Origin of the sequence: Sphingobacterium sp. UBA5639 (genome assembly GCF_002421245.1) — a bacterium.
GTDB lineage: Bacteria > Bacteroidota > Bacteroidia > Sphingobacteriales > Sphingobacteriaceae > Sphingobacterium > Sphingobacterium multivorum.
The window spans coordinates 397,854-418,110 of record NZ_DIJR01000029.1 but is presented as its reverse complement, the minus strand read 5'-3'; the positions used below and the strand labels follow the sequence as shown (position 1 = coordinate 418,110).

The window sequence follows — 20,257 nt, the reverse complement described above, 5'->3', positions numbered from 1 at the left end:
TTCATACATTTACTCTTTGTGGTTAATTGGGTTTACTTAATTCGCTTTAAAAATTTCTAGGCCTTTTGATCATTTCGGAACAGGGATGCTGCAACATTCCTGTTCTACTTTGCATGTAAGACCTTTAGGTTAGGTATTATTTCTCTTACATAAGCACTCCTTTTTATTTGTTTTCGACAATTAATTCTTTTCCTTGAAGCTCAAATTTCAAATCACAGACGTAAGTCAACATTTCCAAAACTTCGGACAGCTTAACATCGCGTTTAAAATTACCGTTATACACCTTATCCAGCGCCACATCTTTCTTAAATCGAACCTGAACATCGTACCATTTAGATAGTGTAGAGGCAATCTCTACGATCGTTTCTTTCTTAAAATAAAACTGATTATTATGCCAGGAAAGATCGTGATCTAAGTCTGCCTTCCCTTTGCTGAGAAGTTCACCTTTGAGATTCGCATACTCTCCGGGCTCAAGAACAATAATATTTCCTGAATGGCTAACTTGAACTCTTCCCGAGGATAATGTCGTACGGACATTACTACTATAAGCGTTAACATTGAAATGTGTCCCCAGCACCTTCACTTCGCTTCCTCTAGATTCCACAACAAAAGGACGCTTAGCTTCATGAGCGACCTCAAAGTAAGCCTCTCCCTCCAAAATGACACGACGCTCATTTTCTTTAAATTTTACAGGAAATTTAAGCTGAGAGTTGGCATTTACCCAAACCTGGGTGCCATCTTCTAAATTTAATTTATAAAAATTACCCTTAGGAACAACCAGCGTATTAAATTGTATTCGAGTCTCTGCTTTCGGATTATTCAGTTGATCAACACTGTCTTTATTCGTTAAGGCAACTATTTTCGGGTCAACTGCTTTGTTAGATTTCTCCAAAGGCATGATCGATCCATCCGCCAGGACGAGTAAAGCTCCAGATTTCGCCGGTGAAATATCCCCTTTTACAGGATGTACAATTGCTACTTTCTCTAAAACTTTACCTTTCTGCTGAAGGATATAAAAGAGCGATGTTCCCAGCAATATCACGAGAATGGCTGCCGCATGAAGAAGTGGTCTATAATTTCTCTTTGCTTTAGCGGAAACATGTTGAATTTTATGCCAAGCACCATCTTCATCCAAATTGTCCAAAAAGATAAGATCCTCCTCAATATTTTTTGCGTCTCGAAAGCTTTCAAGCAAATCATCGTTACTTTTGTCCGATTTCCGCCATTGCTCAATAGCATCCCGATCCGTCATGGTTTCTTGACCACGAAGCAACTTATTGATGAGTTTGGCTATGTAATTGGTATTAGCTTTCATATCTATAGGTTAGAAACCCTATAGATTCGTCAAGGGTGACAGGAAATTAAAATTATTTTAATAAAAAAATAATAAAGGGTAAAAATTCGGGGTGTAGCTTATCTAATAAAATCTTCATACCACGCTGTTTTTGCGTTTTCACTGTATTTACGCTGATCTGAAGTTTTTCAGTAATTTCAAGATTCGACAATCCTTCCAAATAACCCATCTTAAAAATTTTCTGACAAGCAACTGGCATTTCAGCAATAATTCGATAGACTTCATTGATCACTTCAGTATGAATCATAGAAAGCTCAACTGAATGCGCATCTTCCTCAATGAACTTTACTCGGGTCCAATACTTTTCCTTTACTTTTTCATGCCTTAAATGCTTCAGACAAGAAAACCGCACCGCAGTATATAAATAGTTCCGTACAAAAGTTTCGGATTCATCCATTCGTTGCTGCTCTCTAAAGAATGTAATAAATGCCTCTTGCACCAAATCTTCTGCAATAGCAGATTCTCCTACAAATTTCCATGCAAAATGACACAAGCTTTTATAATGCGTTCTAAATAACTTCTCTTCAGGGCCCATAATTCCAACGGGTATAACAAAATTGATTAGAAACAGTCCTTGGCGGCTGATTAACTACTCTAAAGATAGAATTTTTAAATTTTGTTTAACAAGATTTAACATTTTTATTACATTAAATATGAATATCATCGCGTAAAAATCATATTTCTCAATAAATTAGTGTTTTTTCATTCATTTTTTTAAGAATTTTTAACCTTGATTTTTCCCCCGAATTCAAAACAAAATCCCCTCTTTCATCCTTTATATAGCGGGAAAGTGATCAAAAACTAGCATTTTTTCGCTTTTTTTTATTATATTGTAAACTTTCAAAAAACCTTCATCGCCATATAAGCATTGGCAACGATGAAATAGTGAAGGTTAAAAATTAAAACAAAGACTAAATGCTATTTACTGTTCTGTCAGGATTAATAACATCGAGCCTTATTGTTCCATTTGGTCGGTTCCTAAAAACCAGATGGGGTTTTATTCTCGCATTCTTACCGGTACTTCTATTTTTATACTTTGCACAATATATTGTACCTATTGGCCAAGGCTCCTATTTCGTGCAATCAACACCCTGGGTGCCCTCCTTAGGCATCAATCTGGATTTTAAATTAGATGGACTATCCCTACTTTTCGCCTTATTGATCACTGGGATTGGAGCTTGTATCTTCTTCTACGCGAATGCCTATCTCAAAGGTCATCGGTATATCGACCGGTTCTTTGGCTACCTCTGCCTTTTTATGTCGGCTATGCTGGGGTTAGTCCTGTCGGACAATATGCTGTTGCTCTTCATCTTTTGGGAACTAACCTCGATCAGCTCATTTTTTCTCATTGGATTTAACAATGACAAAAATGATTCGCGCAAAAGCGCATTAACTGCACTTTCCATTACTGGTCTGGGTGGTTTTTTTCTACTGGCAGGTTTTATTTTGCTGGGTAATATTGCGGGTACTTACCATATTACAGCACTCATCGACAAAGTATCCCTCATTCAGCAACATCCACTATTTCCCCTGGTCTTTGCCCTCATAACACTTGGAGCAATTACGAAATCAGCACAATTCCCTTTCCATTTTTGGTTACCCGGTGCCATGAAGGCGCCAACGCCAGTGTCGGCCTACTTACACTCGGCAACGATGGTTAAGGCAGGAATCTATCTTTTGGCCCGTTTTTCACCAATACTTGGGGGCAACCCGATCTGGACGTATTCCCTCATGGCCATTGGTGGTTTCACGATGCTTTATGCTGCATTCCATTCGCTTTTTAGAACAGACCTCAAGGGAGTACTCGCCTATTCAACCATATCCGCCCTCGGTATTTTAGTATTCTTGTTGGGACTAGGCACCAAGGATGCCGTTATCGCAGTAAGTGTCTTTATACTCGTACATGCCTTGTATAAAGCTGCCTTATTCTTGATTACGGGGATTATAGACCATGAAACGGGAACGCGGGATCTTACCATCTTACGGGGGCTACGTAAGGTATTAATGCCTGTCGCTATAGCAGGTTTCCTAGCGGCACTTTCCAGTGCCGGTATTCCACTTACATTTGGGTTTATTGGAAAGGATTTGATTTATGAGGCAACACTACATGCCACACCTGATTTATTTCTCTATTTGACCGTCGCTGCAGTAGCAACAAATATACTCTTAGTCTCTGCTGGATTTATGGCCGGTATCAAACCTTTTATGGGTAAGTTGCCCGAGCAATTTCATGAAATCCACCTACCCTATAAAGCCATGTGGATCCCGCCTTTACTTTTAGCCGTCCTCGGTGTTGCTTTTGGCTGTATCCCCGGACTTATCGGCGACTGGATTGCAGGGCCAACCGCGGTAAGCATACTTGCAAAACCGGAAACTTTTCAACTGAAAATCTGGCATGGCTTTAATTTAGTCCTGCTATTAAGCGCTATTACAATTGCCGCGGGTACCTTACTTTATTTCGCAAACAGACCCAGTGCTAAAAAATTGGCTTGGATTGCAAATTTCAATAAGATTTCGCCTGAATATATCATTCGATTATGTGCTCAGGAAATTGTTTTATTCTCTACTTTTTTCACCAGCAAAATGCACAACGGCTATTTGCGTTCGTATCTGTTGAAAATTATCTTATTTGCCGAATTACTCATCGCCTACCAACTATACCTGGGTGGGCCACTCCATATTAAATGGGAAACCTTATCTCCGGTGAGTTTCTACGAAGTCACCACAGTCTGCATTTTGATCGGCGCCATTGTACTCACCATCCGCACCTCATCCCGTTTAACAGCCGTAGTAGCCACCAGTGTTGTAGGTTATGCTATATGTCTTATTTTCGTGTTTTACAGTGCTCCAGATCTAGCGATGACACAGTTTACCATCGATACCCTTACTGTGGTACTCTTCGTATTGGTACTCTTTAAACTACCTTCTTTCCTGAACCTGGCCAACCGGCGCACCATCATTCGTGACGCCATTGTCGCTATCGTTTTTGGAATTTTGCTTTCCATGGTCGCACTTCGAGTTCTGCACGAACCAACAACCACAAATATCAGTGATTTCTATGGCGATTACGCCTATGTGCTTGCTAAAGGAAAAAATGTCGTCAATGTAATACTTGTCGATTTCAGAGGTTTTGACACCATGTTTGAAATTGTGGTATTGAGTATCGCTGCACTGGGGGTATATAGCTTATTAAAATTACGTTTAAAGTCCTCTGACAAAGAATAATGAAAGATAAAGGTGATGCACAAATGAGCGGACAACTCATTGCTAAATAATAACAAATGAACAGTACAATATTACAGACCGCTACGCGGTATTTATTACCAATACTTTTACTTTTCTCGGTGTTCCTTCTACTCCGGGGGCATTATTACCCAGGCGGAGGTTTCGTGGGCGGCCTGGTTGCTTCGATTGCTTTTGTCCTGCATAGTTTTGCCTTTGGCCCGCAAAATACCATGAAATTGATTCAATACAAGCCCCTGTCGCTCATCCCCATCGGACTGGGAATTTCGGCCATCAGTATGTTCCTACCTGCATTTTTTGGTTATCCCGTCATGACCGGTCTTTGGCTGGAAGAGAAAATTCCCGTCATCGGGATGATAGGAACCGCCTTATTTTTTGACCTTGGTGTATACTTTGTTGTCATTGGCGTCGTCCTGACGATTTTATTTACAATTGCTTTAACGACAGAAGAAGAAGAATAATGGAACTGATACTCGTACTCTTGATCGGCATCCTTTATGCTGCCGGAATATACCTCATCCTGCGTCGAAGCATGGTGAAATTGTTGCTGGGTATTATGTTACTGGGCAATGGTACCAATATATTGATCTTCTTATTGGGAAATATTATTAAAGGTAAACCACCCATTATAGGTCCCGATTTGAAGGTATTCACCGATATTTATGCGGACCCGATTCCGCAAGCCCTTATTTTAACGGCCATCGTGATCAGCTTTGGCCTGACCTCCTTTGCCATCGTTTTACTCAAGCGTGTATATGCATTGCTGGGTACCGATGATCTGGATGATTTGAACACGCCTGAGGAAGAAGATATATGATAGACAACCACATTATTGCCACGATTATCGTGCATTTATTTATTGCTATTGTCCAACTGATGTTGTGGCGCAAATCCACTGCACAACGTTTTCTGAGCGTTGGTGGAAGCTTGCTTGCACTCATTCTTGCCTTTAAACTATTCTTCAAGGTTTATGACGGTGGTATTTTGACCATGAATGCGGCCAATTGGAAAGCTCCTTTTGGGATTGTTTTTGTTGCCGACCTATTCAGCAGTACCCTTGTTCTCCTGACTTCAATCGCAGGGCTGGCGGTCTCCATCTTTTCCTGTGTCGGTGTGGGACGCCAGCGCATCCTCTACGGCTATTTCCCGATCTTTCACTTTTTGATGATGGGACTTAACGGCGCCTTTCTGACAGGTGACATCTTCAACCTGTACGTATGGTTTGAAGTCATTATTATTTCCTCTTTTGTACTGATGACCTTAGGGGGTAGAAAATCCCAATTGGAGGGGGCTGTAAAATATATGGCCATGAATATCCTGGCCTCCACATTTTTCCTAACCGGAATAGGAATACTTTATGGCATTTCAGGTTCCTTAAACATGGCCGACTTGGCACTGCGTATCCCCAAAATACAAAATCAGGCATTAGTAGAAATTACAGCAACATTTTTCCTGATCGGTTTTGGCATTAAATCCGCCGTTTTTCCACTCTATTTCTGGTTACCCTCTTCTTACCATACGCCGCCTTCGGCCGTAGCAGCGACATTTGGGGGCTTATTGACCAAAGTTGGGATTTACGCCTTGTTCAGGGTCTTTTCCCTATTATTTATTCCCAATCATTTTACCAAAGAACTCCTTATCGTACTGGCTATATTGACTATTCTGACGGGCGCTTTTGGTGCATTGATCAAATCCAATATCCGGAGGTTATTTTCCTATTTGATCGTTTGCCATATTGGTTTTATGATTGGCGGATTAGGTTTGTATAGCAAATGGGCCTTATTGGGCGCCGTTTTCTATCTGATCCATGATATTATGGTCAAAACGAATTTATTCCTCATCGCCGGTGTTATACGACAACTCCGTGGTACCATGGATATGAATAAACTGGGCGGACTTTATGCGCAATACCCAAAGATCTCATTGCTTTTTGCCATTGTTCTTTTTTCACTGGTGGGCATCCCACCGCTCTCGGGCTTTTGGCCTAAAATCTATCTATTCAAAGATGCCTTTCACCTAGAGAAGTATGCTTTCGCGGGAGCTCTGATCATTGGCAGTTTTATCACCTTGTTTGTCATCGCCAAAATGTGGGCACAGGTATTCTGGAAAGATGCCCCCGATCCGGAAATCATTGAGGATAAATTTGCGGGCATGATCGGCTATAAAAGAACAATGCTCATACTTCCTGTCGTTATTTTGGCATCAGCGTCCCTGTATATCGGACTCAACGCCGAATCAATTATCCATGTCGCAGATCAGATCGCTACACAATTATTGGACACATCACCTTACATAAACGCTGTATTAGGAGGGCAGAAATGATATGATTAAACAGTTTTTAATGAACCTCATGTTATCCTTTATCTGGGTCGCACTGACGGGATCGATGTACTATACCAACTTCCTATTCGGCTTTATGTTGGGATTTGGTATCCTCTGGTTGATGAACAGAAATGAGGTGGATCAACGCTACTTTTATCGGGTACCCAAAACATTGAGTTTTATTCTTTTTTTCCTGTGGGAAATGATTGTCGCCAATGTGCAGGTTGCCTACGACGTGATAACACCCAAGTTTTTTATCAAACCGGCGATTGTTAAATACCCCATGGATGCAAAAACCGATTTGGAAATAAACCTGCTTTCAACCTTTATTTCGTTGACACCCGGCACACTTATCCTCGACGTAAGTGAAGATAAAAAAACGCTCTTTATTCACGTCATGTACATGAAAAGCAAAGAACAGTTTGTTTCTACCCTTAAAAATAATGTTGAACGAAGACTTTTAGAACTCTTAAGATGACTTTAAATAGCTACTTTGATTATGTGATCCTTCCGATCCTGACTATTTCAGTCATACTGGCTTTTATTCGTCTGTATAAAGGCCCTCAGATATTTGATCGTGTGATTGCCCTCGATCTCATTATCACCATCGGGATCGGCATTATTACCGTGTATAGTATACGAACGTCGCAGGAAGTGTTTTTAGACATTGCCATGATCTTGGCACTGATCGCATTTCTTGGCACGATCGCGTTTTCATTTTATTTAGAAAAACAAAGCAAAGATGATTGATATTACTTTAGCCATACTCAGTACCATCGGGGCATTGGCCATACTATTTGCGTCTATTGGCATCTTGCGGATGCCCGATTTTTATTTACGCCTTTCGGTTACGGTAAAGGCAGCAACGCTGGGTGTGGGACTTTTACTCATCTGTGCGGCCATGACCTTCCCGGATGTATCCGTAACAACCAAGGCTATAGCCATTGGATTTTTTCTGATCCTAACGGCTCCGGTTGCCGCACACATGATTGGCAGAGCAGCTTATATACAGCGTGTGAAAACATGGAAGGGTACCACCTTAAATGATCTCGAAAAGGAAGGTAAATTAGATTGTCGAAAGGAAGATTTTTAAGAAAAGCCTATACAGTTATTCCTAAAAATCTTCTTCTTATTAGAACGTCCTTTCTGGATTAAAATATAATACAAACAGGAGCTGGTACAGCGATTTCTTTTCCAGTATCTGTCAACAAACCCGTTTTGGCATCCCGGCTAAACAAAACAATGTTATTGGTATATTGATTTGCGACCAAAAGATATTTCCCGTCCGGAGAAAGGTTGAAATTGCGTGGTCCTTTGCCTTTCACTGAAAGATTAGAAATTTTCTTCAATTCGCCGTCCTTCTCTACCGAAAAAGTAGCTATTGTATTGGCATCGCCGCGGTTGGTCGCATACAGAAATTTTCCATCAGCGGAGATCTTAATATCAGCTCCACCGTTACTTCCTTTAAAACCTTCGGGGTTGATATCAAAAGTACTTTGATACATCCATGCATCTCCATCTTTCTTATACGATGCAATTTGACCGGTCATTTCCAGGACGACATACAGGAATTTCTCTTTCTTATCAAACACGATATGACGTGGTCCTCCTCCAGCTGGAGTAAAGACATCTTCCGATTCATCAGCAAGACTATAGACATTTCCCGCTTTATTCACCGGATAAATAGAAATCTCATCCAAACCAAGATCTTGGACGTACAACTTATCCCCTTTATTGGAGAAAAAAGTAGAATGTACATGTGGCTTTTCTTGGCGTACGGGATCCACCCCCTTACCCTCGTGTTGTATTAAACGCGCTCTTTTGCTTAACACACCATTACTTTCTAAATCAAACAAAGCTGCAGAGCCGCCTGTATAATTTGCCACAGCGAGCAAGCTACCCTTCGGATGTACTTCAACAAAACAAGGCGACTCCCCTCCAGAAGGAAGTGAGTTTAGAAAAGTTAAATGACCGTCCTTAAAAGAATAGGCAGAAACAGTCCCCTCTTGATTTGGAACCTCATTAACGGCATAAATAAAGTTATTATTTCGTGCTAAAAAGGACGGATCTTTACTCTCTTGTGTGCTCAACAAAGTTGTTTCACCAGTTTTAACATCAAAATTATAAATATAGATACCCTTGCTCGCGGTTTTACTCGTATATGTTCCCACAAACATGGGAATCTGTTGGGCAAAACTAGCCAAAGGTAAAATCGTCATCAAATAAACAAATGCTTTTTTCATTGAAATTATTTTATAAATGTAGCTACTCATTTGTTGAATGAGCCGTTACATCAAGTTTGTTTCTAAATTATACGAGATCCCACTCAAATTTCCCCATTCATTCCGCAGTGTGAGGATCTAAAACCCCGCCATTTTATAGGCGTAAATATCGTCAATAGACTTGTTAAATTTGGTTAAAACCGTCCTTTCTAATAGGCAAATGCGTATTTTAGCACATCAATTTTAACAATTCCAAAATCACCCATTTAAAATATTGGGAATACAAAAATATTGTTAAATAAAAGTACGAATAATTCATATAATCTGATAATTTTGTGCTGTTGTTCAAAAAAGTATATATTGAACACAAATACTACGCATACCGCCGAAGGCAGCGTGAATGCTTGTGACAAAAAACAAATGATGAACAAATAACCGAGTGAAACGAGTTCATTTATATAAATGAAGATCACTCATAAATATCATAAATAATTTATACGGATGAAAAAAAACATTTATATATTGTTTTTATTGCTGTTTGCATCAATTCAGGCCAGTCTTGCGCAACGTCAAGTTATTGATCGCGTTGTAGCAACGGTTGGATCGGGCATTATCTTACAGTCCGACGTGGATATGCAATATTCTCAATGGTTGGCGCAAGGGAATAAACCAGATGAAAACTATAAAGATGGTATATTGGAACAGTTAATTGTCCAAAAATTATTATCACAACAAGCCGTAATTGACTCCATCGATGTAACCGAGACCGAAGTTGATGACAACCTCAATGCGCGTCTGCGCCACATGTCACAACAGGCAGGAGGGCAAGAACGTCTTGAAAAATTCCTCAACCGTTCCTTATTACAATACAAAGAAGAAATGCGTCCTAGTGTTTTCGAGCAATTAAAAGCACAGAAAATGAGACAAAACATCGTTTCCAAAATAGATGTGACTCCATTGGAAGTAAAGCGTTATTTTGAGGGCTTGAATAAAGACAGTCTCCCTTACTTCAATACCGAGGTAGAAATCGGTGAAATTGTCATGATGCCCAAATTGACCGATGCAGAGAAAAAGGAACAGCGCGAGAAGATTGAAGGTATCCGCAAACAGATTGTAGATGGCTCCGACTTTGGTACAATGGCTCGTATATACTCTCAAGATCCCGGATCTGCCCCCTATGGCGGTGATTTAGGCTTTGGTACACGTGATAATTATGTCAAAGAATTCTCTGCCATGGCTTTTAAATTAAAACCGGGAGAAATATCACCTATTGTCGAATCCAAATATGGCTTTCATATTATTCAGGTGCTGGAAAGACGTGGCGAAGAGGTACACACACGCCATATCCTGATGAAGATCAATCCTGGCCCTGCAGCATTAGAACGAACAAAAAATAAATTGGACAGTATCTATAAATTGGTCGTTGACAAAAAAATGGATTTCTATCATGCCGCAACAAATTATTCTGATGCGGAGGAGAGTAAATTCAATGGTGGTATGATCCTAAATCAAGAGGGTTCAAGCCGCACAACCGTAATTCCTATGGATGGCTTGGAGAAATCAGTATTTACAGCGATCGATCCGCTAAAACCGGGAGAATACTCCAAACCAGAGCAATTTACAGACAAAATGGGCGATGTTGGTTACCGTTTCAATTACCTGAAAACACGTATACCACCGCACAAAGCAAACTTGGACGAAGATTTCACAAAGATCAAAGAAGCCGCCGTTCAGGATAAAACCAATCGTAATCTGAGCAAATGGTTCGATGATAAATTGAAGACCACTTACATCAATATCAGTGATGACTTTGGTCAGAGTGAAGGATTGAAAAAATGGAAAAAACAATAAGTGTACAATACACTTATCCTATAAAAAAAGGGTTTGAATAGTATATATTCAAGCCCTTTTTTTATGTTGCAATCGTCCTATCATTTCTCAAACATCATCTCGATCAGAATATTCCAGTTCGCTTTCTTCACATCATCCTTCGCTAATTCACTCAATTGCCAGATACGAATATAATTATACTTCACCACCTTATCCTTTTGTCGCACCGTTGCAGTTCCCTTGGTATAGGCAAAATCGCCACTATATGAACGTTTTACTTCTTCGGGGACTGTCTCTATCGTCATGCGTTGTTTTTTGAGATAGGCCATCATTTTAGCTTTTCCTTCCATCGGATTGGTCCAAGGGAACAAAAACCGGACATCCTCACTTAAAAACTCCTTATATGCGGTTGGATTGTCGGCTTTCAAAACGGTTGACATCAATTTGTCTGTCTCCAGGACAATATCTTCACGCTGGTTTAAGCGTACTTTAGAACGATGCTTCAGATACCACGAGTCGGTAGGTTCGATATATTCAAGATCAAACTCCCCGTCGTTCCCGTTGTTTTCAACTTCGGCACGAATATCGACCAGCCACTTACCTTTTTTGTTGCGTTTCCAGACAGTCAAGTATTCTCCATGACGCAATCTTGCACCTACTTTCTGAAAGTCCATAGACCCCGAAGTCACACCAAACTCCTGACTTTTAGCAATCAACGCAAAGGTAGGCTGCCAATTTAAAACATCGGGAATATTTGGTCTATTATTCAGATAGTTATAGGCATTTACTGCCGATGGGACATAAAACGTAGATTCCTTATCAATGATCGAAAGAAACGCCTGGTGTGGCGTAGACGCTTTCGCCAAGGCAGCAGCATCCTTATCGGCCTGCAATAGGCTTCCAACTTTCTCAGGTATCTGCGCATATAGTGTTGTACCAGCAACACTCATCAATGCGACGACGGATAGCCTATTCCAAAAATTCATATGCAAAATGATCTTTCTTTTAAAGGTGATATGGAATATCCATTGGTTTCCACGATAAGGTCTTTTCCCAATAAGAATATTCCATTGCATTCCTCTTGTATAAATTCGATTTCTTATCTATCAAATCTTATTCCAAAGTGTTCCTTCTTTGCTATCTTTCAATTGAATTCCAATAGAATTAAGCTCATCACGAATACGATCTGAGGTGACGAAGTCTTTATTTGCTTTTGCTTCATTACGTAGCTTGATGACCAGATTCATGACGTCATCGATATCATCGGATGCTGAAGTCTGATCGTTTCGAAGGCCTAGAATATCCTCTACAAATTCTTTCATGAATAGTTTAAGGCCCTCCAATCCTTCTGCCGTTACTTTCGCTTTACCATCATAAATCGAGTTGATGATACGTACAATTTCAAATAATTCAGCAATGAGTACAGGGCTATTAAAGTCGTCATCCATAGCCGCGTAACATTTACGGCGAATTTCAGCCAAATTGAATGAATCAGCACCTTTCGACACCTTCAATTTGTCTAATAGACTGATTGCAGTCATCAGCCTTTTATACCCCTTGTCGGCCGCATCCAGCGCCTCATTGGAGAAATCCAACGTACTTCTATAATGGGCCTGTAACATAAAGAAACGTACAGCCATCGGCGAATAGCCTCTATTCAATAAGGGATGATTTCCAGTAAATAGCTCGCCCGGCAAAAATCCATTCCCTGCAGATTTGGACATACGCGCACCGTTGACAGTCAACATATTCGTGTGCATCCAATATTTGGCAGGGCTCGTATGGTTACATGCTTCGGACTGTGCAATTTCATTGGTATGATGGGTTGCTGCCAAATCCATTCCACCGCCATGAATATCAAACTGATCACCTAGGTACTTTCTGCTCATGGCCGAACATTCGATATGCCAACCTGGAAAGCCGACACTCCAAGGTGCGGGCCAACGCATAATCGTTTCAGGTTTTGCTTTGATCCACAAGGCAAAATCCAAACGCCCTTTTTTCTCATCCTGACCACTCAATTCTCGGGTATTATTGAGCATATCCTCCAATTTACGATTGGTCAATATCGTATAATCGTATGTTTCAACGTATTTTTCAACATCAAAATAGACTGTACCATTCCGCTCATAGGCATAACCATTCTCGATAATCTGTTCGATCATTTCGATCTGCTCGGAGATATGTCCTGTCGCAGTAGGCTCAATACTCGGTGGCAACGTATTGAAAAGACGCAATACGTCATGAAAACCTATCGTATACTTTTGAACGATTTCCATCGGCTCCAATTGTTCCAATTTTGCTTTTTTTGCAAATTTGTCATCCCCTTCATCACGATCGCCTTCCAAATGCCCCGCATCTGTAATATTGCGCACATAACGCACTTTATAACCAAGATGACGCAGGTATCTAAAAATCAAATCAAAAGATACAAACGTCCGACAGTTACCCAAATGCACATCACTGTATACGGTGGGTCCACATACGTACATACCAACGAGGTTGGGATGAATAGGTTCGAATTTTTCTTTTGTTCGCGAAAGCGTATTGTATAAATAGAGATTATGGTCCATGTTTAATCGCTGCTTGGAAATCTATTTTTGTCTGAAATATATTTGAATTGGCACACCTGTAAAGTCAAAGTGCTCACGCAATTTGTTTTCAATAAAACGTTTGTATGGATCTTTGATGTATTGTGGCAGATTACAGAAGAATGCAAACATCGGCGTCCGTCCAGGCAACTGTGTTGCATATTTAATTTTGATATATTTACCCTTTAAGGATGGGGGTGGATAATTCTCGATAATATCCAACATCACTTCATTCAACTTGGAAGTCGGAATCTTTTTGGTCTTGTTGGCGTATACCTTATCCGCAACTTCCAACACCTTAAGGACACGTTGTTTTTCGGTTACGGAAGTAAAGATAATAGGCACATCTGTAAATGGTGCTATTTTCTCTTTGATACGATCTTCGAAAGCCTTCATTGTCTTATTGTCTTTTTCGATCAAATCCCACTTATTGACAACAATGACAATACCTTTGCGGTTCTTCTCCGCCAAGTTGAAAATATTAACGTCCTGCGCTTCTAATCCATCCTGTGCGTCAAGCATTAAAATTGTCACATCAGAATCTTCCAAAGCTTTGATGGTACGCATCACCGAATAAAACTCAATATCTTCATTTACCTTGGACTTACGACGAAGACCTGCTGTATCGATCAATAAAAAGTTATGTCCATATTGATTGTAATGTATACGGATTGAATCACGTGTTGTCCCGGCCATTGGCGTTACAATATTGCGATCTTTGCCGATCAAGGCATTTGTCAAGGAGGATTTACCCACATTCGGGCGCCCCACGATGGTATATTTCGGTAAAGATTCTTCTTCTTCCTCTTCCACTTCAAAATGAGAAACAACAGCATCCAACAATTCACCTGTACCGGATCCTGTAGCCGACGAGATATTAAAAACCTCACCTAAACCAAAAGCATAAAACTCTGCCGATTCATGGTGCAATTTAGCGTGATCGACTTTATTAGCCACGACATACACGGGCTTAGAACTTCTTCTCAGAATATCAGCGATTTCGTCATCCAAGTCGGTAATGCCAGTGGTGACATCCACCATGAATATAACGACCGAAGCTTCTTCAATAGCGATATAGACCTGATCACGAATAGCCTCTTCAAAGACATCATCCGAACCATGTACAAAACCACCTGTATCAATTACTGTAAATTTCTTTCCGATCCACTCGGCTGTTTCATAATGACGGTCGCGCGTCACCCCGCTAAAGTCATCAACAATCGCTTTTCTACTTTCTGTAAGACGATTGAATAAGGTAGATTTACCAACATTTGGACGACCAACAATTGCAACAATATTTGCCATATTTATTTTATTTGATCCACCCACTATCACAGCAGGTGGCACTTTTATGCTAAAAATATACTTAAGGGAACAAAGATACGGATTCGAAAGGGATTATCGCGACACAAAAACAAAAATGGCTTTACCGTGAAGTAAAGCCATTTATAGGGTTTAAATTATCAATATTCGCCTAATTAGACGTTGGATTCTGAGTCAATTTCCCTGGATATGAATTGATCGCATCCTGTGGAATAAAATAAGTCACTCTAAAATCTGTCGGCACAATATCCTCAAATTGTTTTTGTGGCCCAGGATAAGTTCTATTTAACGGCAAGCCATTACGAAACACATCATAACTGCGTTCAGCCTGGTAAGCCAATTCCAACTGACGCTCTTTGTCGATCAGTTTACTTGCATTGGTAGCATCAATTGAAGTATATCCCCCATTGACAATAGAACGATTTCTGATGGTATTTAAATCATTTAGCGCAGCACCATAATTACCTAATTTTGCATTAGCCTCTGCGCGATTTAAATAAATTTCACCCAAGCGGCTGATTACAGGTGAGTGCAATTGCGACTCCTCGCCTTCACGTGAGCATTTCACAATATAGAATTGTGGATAAGCACGGTTTAAGGAAATATAGTAATCGATCATACCGGAGTAGGTATTGCCATCTTCATAAGTAATTGAATAGGTCTGTTGATTAGCATTAATTGCCGTCAATGTATATTCTTTAACAACCTCATTATCACCTATCTTTTTGACTTCTCGTGCAACAACAGTATTTCCGTTAATTACAACTGGAATTTGCAGATAGCTCATTGTTTTAGGATCACCGGCTTTCGCAGGTATATCTTGTTTGATAAATCGAAACACAGTTGAGTATTTGCCGGCCTTATCTTTGGAATAAGTAGGTTCAATAAAGGCCGAACGTGCATCGACAATCGTATAATGATCAGGTCTCCAGTCATTGCGACCTGTTTCATTTAATAAATCAATGTACTTGGCACTGGAATACATCTCGCCCCAGCCCATACCACCGATATTGGAGTACATACCACCAATACCATAATAGTGATCATCACCTGAAAATTCAGAAGCGACACGTTTCACCGCAAAGATCGTCTCTTTGTTATCTTCTGGTCTAAAGGTATTGTATTTCATGAATTGCTCACGAGCCAATAGAACATATTTACCTGAATTAATCACCTTGTCTGCGTATTCTACAGAAAGACGTGCATATTCTGCATTTGGATTTTTATACGTGCCGCTCATATACAGGTATATACGGGAAAGCATTGCTTGTGCCGCCCCCTTTGAAGCATACACTGCCCCTTTATCGATCTTCAATAAAGCTTCTGCTTTCTTCAGATCACTGATTGCTTGCGCATAGGTATCTTTTACAGACGCACGGTCTGGCAAGTTCAAATCATTGAATACATCTTCAGGTGTACCGTTGACAATTGGAACACCCAAGTTTGTCTCGGGACTTTGGTAATAAGGCTTCCCGAACGCACGGCAAAGGTAAAAATACATCATTCCACGGATGTAATAACATTCACCCAATTTATTATCCATCTCTTCACTTTGACCTTCGGCAAACATCTTAATGACGTTCGAAGATTGCGCGATAGCTTTATAACCGCTATCCCAGAAGTTCTGCAAACGGTAATTATTAGGTGTTCTCGCATAGGAGATAAATTCGTAAAATGCGTCTGTCGATGACCCGCGGATCATCATATTATCACCAGCGTATTCACCAAGACGGTGCATTGGGTCGGACCAAGCTTTTAACTGCGCATAAGTACCTGTTACCATGGCATCAGGATTACTCACAATATTCTCTTCGTCCATCGAAGTATAAGGAAGACGATCGATATCGCAGGAGGATACTGCCGATGCGATCAAAAGTCCGATTAATATCTTTTTCATTATTGATTTTCTAAACGTTAAAATTAAAATGTCACACTTGCGCCGAACATGTATTTGCGAACCATTGGATATACAGAGACGCCTGTAGATCTGATCATTTGACCACCCCCGCCTTTACCATCTGGTTCAGTCAATGGAAGCTCCGGATCAACACCCGAGTAGTTTGTAATCGTAAACAAATTCTCTCCAGCTAAGAATACACGTAAATTTTTGATGTTATACTTTTTCAGATCGAAGTTGTAACCCAAAGTCAAGGATCTCATTTTTAAGAAATTGTTACTTTCCAAGAAGCGTGTTGACGGTGAATTACCTTTATCTTGGTTATCGTATCTTGCTATCGGATGAGTAGCAACATCACCGGGTTTTTCCCAGCGGCTCCAACCATCCTGTAACTTCATCTGATTACGATCGGTATAAGTTCCATCCGAGTCAAATTCTTGGCGCGAATAATTATACAACTTACCGCCCAAAGAGAACCCGAACACGGCATTTAGATCAAACTGCTTATAACTTAAGGCTGTACTGAAACCGCCAAAGAGATCTGCATTTCCTTTTCCTGCATTACGGAAAGTTGCATTGGAATAGTTCGACGTCGTTGTCCTTGTTTCATTGCCATTGACATCTGTCTCGTATCTGTACCACATTGGCAAACCATTATCAACATTGACACCAGCCCATTCTTTTAGATAATAGGTATCTACCGGATAACCAGGTTGAAGCAAACGTTGCGCCGATCCAGCTATCCCTGATCCGTCCCCTGCGATAATTGGTTTCGAAACAAGATTACCATTGGCATCTTTTGTCGCAAATAGCTCCGTCAATTTATTCACATTGTGACTTAAATTAACATCCAAACTCCAATGTACATTATCATTGCGAACGATATCGCCACCGATGGTCAATTCAATCCCCCGGTTTTGCATCTTACCAATATTTTTCCAGATAGAAGTGACACCTGTCAGACCACTGATCGGCACTTGATAAAGCACATTATCAGTCTTCTTATCGTAATAATCAACATTAAGTCTTAGCCTATTCTTAAATAAGGCTGCATCCACACCAAATCCTGTTGTGTATGTTTTTTCCCAAGTCAGATCTTTATTACCGATTTGGCTAATTAATGCCCCTGGTATTCCATTATAGCTTGATGATGCTGATACCGAATAAAGGCTATATTGTGGATATAATGAGCTCGGTCTATTACCTACCGATCCATAAGCCGCTCGCAGTTTTAAGTTATCTACCCAATCAGCCTTGAACCACTCTTCTTTATTGATATTCCAGCCACCACTAACGGAAAAGAAGTTTCCGTATTTCGCATTGGTACCAAAATTGGATGCCCCATCACGACGGAAAGATACCTGTGCCAGATATTTATTATCGTATGCATAGTTTGCATTCGACAAGAATGACTGTACTGCCCATTCGGAAATTCCACCTTTCGTACGTTCTGGTTTTGCAACAACATCCAATACCTCGAAACCATTGACAATACCCGTTCCGTAAGCATCTAAGGTTTTGGTCCAGTAGTCGTTAAATTCGTATGCAGCCAATCCATTCAGGCTATGTTTATCCCAAGTCTTGTTGAAACGCAAGATTTGGTTGGTATAACGACGTGCAAACTCCATGCGGTAATCCGTTACACGACCAATTACACTTTCACCGCTGTTTGATCGCGGATCTTGATAACCACTGTCAGAATACGTATTGTAGCGATAATTGTTGACAGAGGAGAAGGTCAACCAATCCGTTAATTTGACATCGAAATCTAAGTTACCCATAAATTCATAATTGGTATTGGCACTATGATTCCATTGCAAGTCATACAAGTAATTCGTGCTTGCATTATTGACCCAGCCACTATAACGGTGTGGCACTAAATTTCCATTTGCATCGTATGGACTATCCCAAGGTAGGTTTCCATACATGGCATTGACATCATATTGACGATCATCTACCGCACGTCTCGAACCGGCAATAGATGGCTTGATGGTCAACCAGTCAAAAGGCTTATAGTTGGTACGTAATCTAAAGTTATAACGATCGTAATCATACCCTTTTACCGCACCGGCTTCGTTGTAGTAACCTAAAGACAAATAAGACTGTAATTTATCATTTCCTCCCTGAATGGATAAATTGTGATTTTGGACAAATCCGGTCTTTGTTGCCAGCTTCCACCAATCAAAGTTGCTATTGCGCAAATCCGAATTCCAACGCGGGAATTTGATATCAGCGGGATTTGAAAACGAAGCAAAGTAGTCATAAAGTTCAGCCCCATTCATCATTTCCATGTTTCCATTGGAAAGCTGGTTGATACCCATTTTTGTAGAAAAGCTAATGCTTGTTTTGGATGCCGAAGGATTTTTTGTTGTGACCACAACAACGCCATTTGCACCTTGCGAACCATAAATTGACGTTGAGGCAGCATCTTTTAGAATCGTTAACGATTCAATGTCATCTGGATTGATATCACCTGGGCTTGAGCCGACGATAACACCATCAATAACCCACAATGGGCTCGTCGTGCCACTTAAGGTTGCCTGACCACGAATCACAACACCACCATTTGACCCCGGTTTGCCAGCCCCTGGTGCAACATATACACCGGCAGCCTTACCATTCAGCATGTTTTCAACCGATGGCGTAGTGACATCACGCAATTTGTTTCCCTTAACAGCTTGAAGGGCACCAGTCAAACTTTCTTTTTTCTGCTGTGATCCATACCCAACGACAACAACCTCCTGAAGTGCTTCACTATTGGACTCCAGATTGATGTTAACAACCGGTCCTGTCACCGTCACTTGCTGTGTCTTATAACCAACACTTGTAACGACTAGTACATCCCCATTTTTAGCATCTATGGTAAACCGTCCATCTACTCCTGCCGATGTCGACTTAGCGCTCCCCTTAACACTAATGGTTGCACCAGCCAATGGGCCGTCTGTTGACTGCACTTTTCCATTCACTTTTTGTTGATAAACCGCGTCATTCAACAAAATATTGTTGCCTGGAAACGTAAGACCATTAGCATTAGCCGAGTTGTGTGTACTTGTAATGAGTAAAGCTAATGATAACAGACTCAACTTGTGATTGTCGAGAATCTTTGAAATCATAATATTTAATAGTTAGTTTAAAAATTGATTAGCGTGCTAATCAAAATTTAGGTACATGAATGCTAAAACTAAAGGATGATGACAGTATATCAAAATTTAGCAGCAACGAAATCGATTGCGCCAATTAAACAAACGATTGCATAAACACACATTTTACAGTACAATCTACTATCAAAAAATTAGAGCGATTAACTAACAGCAAAAGACAGTTTTTTAACAACCTCAGGACAGTCGACAATGAGAAATTTAGACGAGCAGGAAAAAGATAATCCTGAAAGACAGGTGGTATTATAGCGTGATTTAGGATACAAAAAAAAGCCAAGATATTCACCTCGGCTTTTTTCTTTTAGTAGCGGGGACCA

General features: G+C 40.4%; 16 protein-coding genes. 8 read left to right on the top strand and 8 right to left on the bottom strand.

The window, feature by feature from the left end; translation table 11 throughout:
* Positions 1 to 163 precede the first annotated feature (163 nt).
* Positions 164 to 1,315 (bottom strand): FecR family protein, encoded by a 1,152-nt coding sequence (locus B4Z90_RS18610; protein ID WP_112374927.1) that lies wholly within the window; start codon positions 1,313 to 1,315, stop codon positions 164 to 166.
* Positions 1,316 to 1,367: 52 nt separating this feature from the next.
* Entirely contained in the window at positions 1,368 to 1,889 is a 522-nt protein-coding gene (locus B4Z90_RS18605) for an RNA polymerase sigma-70 factor (protein ID WP_112374928.1), read from the bottom strand.
* Positions 1,890 to 2,269: 380 nt separating this feature from the next.
* On the opposite strand from B4Z90_RS18605, the gene B4Z90_RS18600 reads away from it, so the two are divergent.
* From B4Z90_RS18600 to mnhG, 7 genes are read left to right on the top strand one after another with little or no spacing between them, the layout of a single operon-like run.
* Positions 2,270 to 4,579, top strand: coding sequence for a putative monovalent cation/H+ antiporter subunit A (locus B4Z90_RS18600; protein WP_286802944.1), 2,310 nt, complete (start codon positions 2,270 to 2,272; stop codon positions 4,577 to 4,579).
* 56 nt (positions 4,580 to 4,635) lie between these two features.
* Positions 4,636 to 5,058 (top strand): Na+/H+ antiporter subunit B, encoded by a 423-nt coding sequence (locus B4Z90_RS18595; protein ID WP_046671608.1) that lies wholly within the window; start codon positions 4,636 to 4,638, stop codon positions 5,056 to 5,058.
* Complete coding sequence (locus B4Z90_RS18590) at positions 5,058 to 5,414, top strand: Na+/H+ antiporter subunit C (protein ID WP_046671609.1); 357 nt, start codon at positions 5,058 to 5,060, stop codon at positions 5,412 to 5,414. Before B4Z90_RS18595 ends, B4Z90_RS18590 begins: the two co-directional genes overlap by 1 nt.
* On the top strand, positions 5,411 to 6,919 hold the full coding sequence (locus B4Z90_RS18585) for a proton-conducting transporter membrane subunit (RefSeq protein WP_112374930.1): 1,509 nt from the start codon (positions 5,411 to 5,413) through the stop codon (positions 6,917 to 6,919). Before B4Z90_RS18590 ends, B4Z90_RS18585 begins: the two co-directional genes overlap by 4 nt.
* Positions 6,920 to 6,938: 19 nt before the next feature.
* Positions 6,939 to 7,397, top strand: a complete 459-nt coding sequence (locus tag B4Z90_RS18580) for a Na+/H+ antiporter subunit E (RefSeq protein WP_227550155.1) — start codon at positions 6,939 to 6,941, stop codon at positions 7,395 to 7,397.
* Positions 7,394 to 7,669: a monovalent cation/H+ antiporter complex subunit F gene (locus B4Z90_RS18575; protein ID WP_046671612.1), complete on the top strand. Its 276-nt coding sequence runs from the start codon at positions 7,394 to 7,396 to the stop codon at positions 7,667 to 7,669. The genes B4Z90_RS18580 and B4Z90_RS18575 overlap by 4 nt, the downstream gene beginning before the upstream one ends.
* Positions 7,662 to 8,012, top strand: a complete 351-nt coding sequence (gene mnhG / locus B4Z90_RS18570) for a monovalent cation/H(+) antiporter subunit G (RefSeq protein WP_046671613.1) — start codon at positions 7,662 to 7,664, stop codon at positions 8,010 to 8,012. Before B4Z90_RS18575 ends, mnhG begins: the two co-directional genes overlap by 8 nt.
* A 58-nt stretch (positions 8,013 to 8,070) precedes the next feature.
* Here mnhG and B4Z90_RS18565 read toward each other — a convergent pair whose 3' ends face one another.
* Positions 8,071 to 9,162: a lactonase family protein gene (locus tag B4Z90_RS18565; protein ID WP_172462406.1), complete on the bottom strand. Its 1,092-nt coding sequence runs from the start codon at positions 9,160 to 9,162 to the stop codon at positions 8,071 to 8,073.
* A gap of 480 nt (positions 9,163 to 9,642) precedes the next feature.
* On the opposite strand from B4Z90_RS18565, the gene B4Z90_RS18560 reads away from it, so the two are divergent.
* Entirely contained in the window at positions 9,643 to 10,992 is a 1,350-nt protein-coding gene (locus B4Z90_RS18560) for a peptidylprolyl isomerase (RefSeq protein WP_112374932.1), read from the top strand.
* 80 nt (positions 10,993 to 11,072) lie between these two features.
* Here B4Z90_RS18560 and B4Z90_RS18555 read toward each other — a convergent pair whose 3' ends face one another.
* From B4Z90_RS18555 to B4Z90_RS18535, 5 genes are all read right to left on the bottom strand, one after another.
* Positions 11,073 to 12,047: a DUF4440 domain-containing protein gene (locus B4Z90_RS18555; protein WP_239468760.1), complete on the bottom strand. Its 975-nt coding sequence runs from the start codon at positions 12,045 to 12,047 to the stop codon at positions 11,073 to 11,075.
* 30 nt (positions 12,048 to 12,077) lie between these two features.
* On the bottom strand, positions 12,078 to 13,544 hold the full coding sequence (gene cysS / locus B4Z90_RS18550; RefSeq protein ID WP_112374933.1) for a cysteine--tRNA ligase: 1,467 nt from the start codon (positions 13,542 to 13,544) through the stop codon (positions 12,078 to 12,080).
* 21 nt (positions 13,545 to 13,565) lie between these two features.
* Positions 13,566 to 14,867, bottom strand: a complete 1,302-nt coding sequence (der, locus tag B4Z90_RS18545) for a ribosome biogenesis GTPase Der (protein WP_112375434.1) — start codon at positions 14,865 to 14,867, stop codon at positions 13,566 to 13,568.
* Between the two features lie 169 nt (positions 14,868 to 15,036).
* A complete protein-coding gene (locus B4Z90_RS18540; RefSeq protein ID WP_112374934.1) occupies positions 15,037 to 16,782 on the bottom strand; it encodes a RagB/SusD family nutrient uptake outer membrane protein in 1,746 nt (581 codons plus the stop codon).
* Positions 16,783 to 16,805: 23 nt separating this feature from the next.
* On the bottom strand, positions 16,806 to 19,895 hold the full coding sequence (locus B4Z90_RS18535; RefSeq protein WP_286802939.1) for a SusC/RagA family TonB-linked outer membrane protein: 3,090 nt from the start codon (positions 19,893 to 19,895) through the stop codon (positions 16,806 to 16,808).
* Positions 19,896 to 20,257 lie beyond the last annotated feature (362 nt).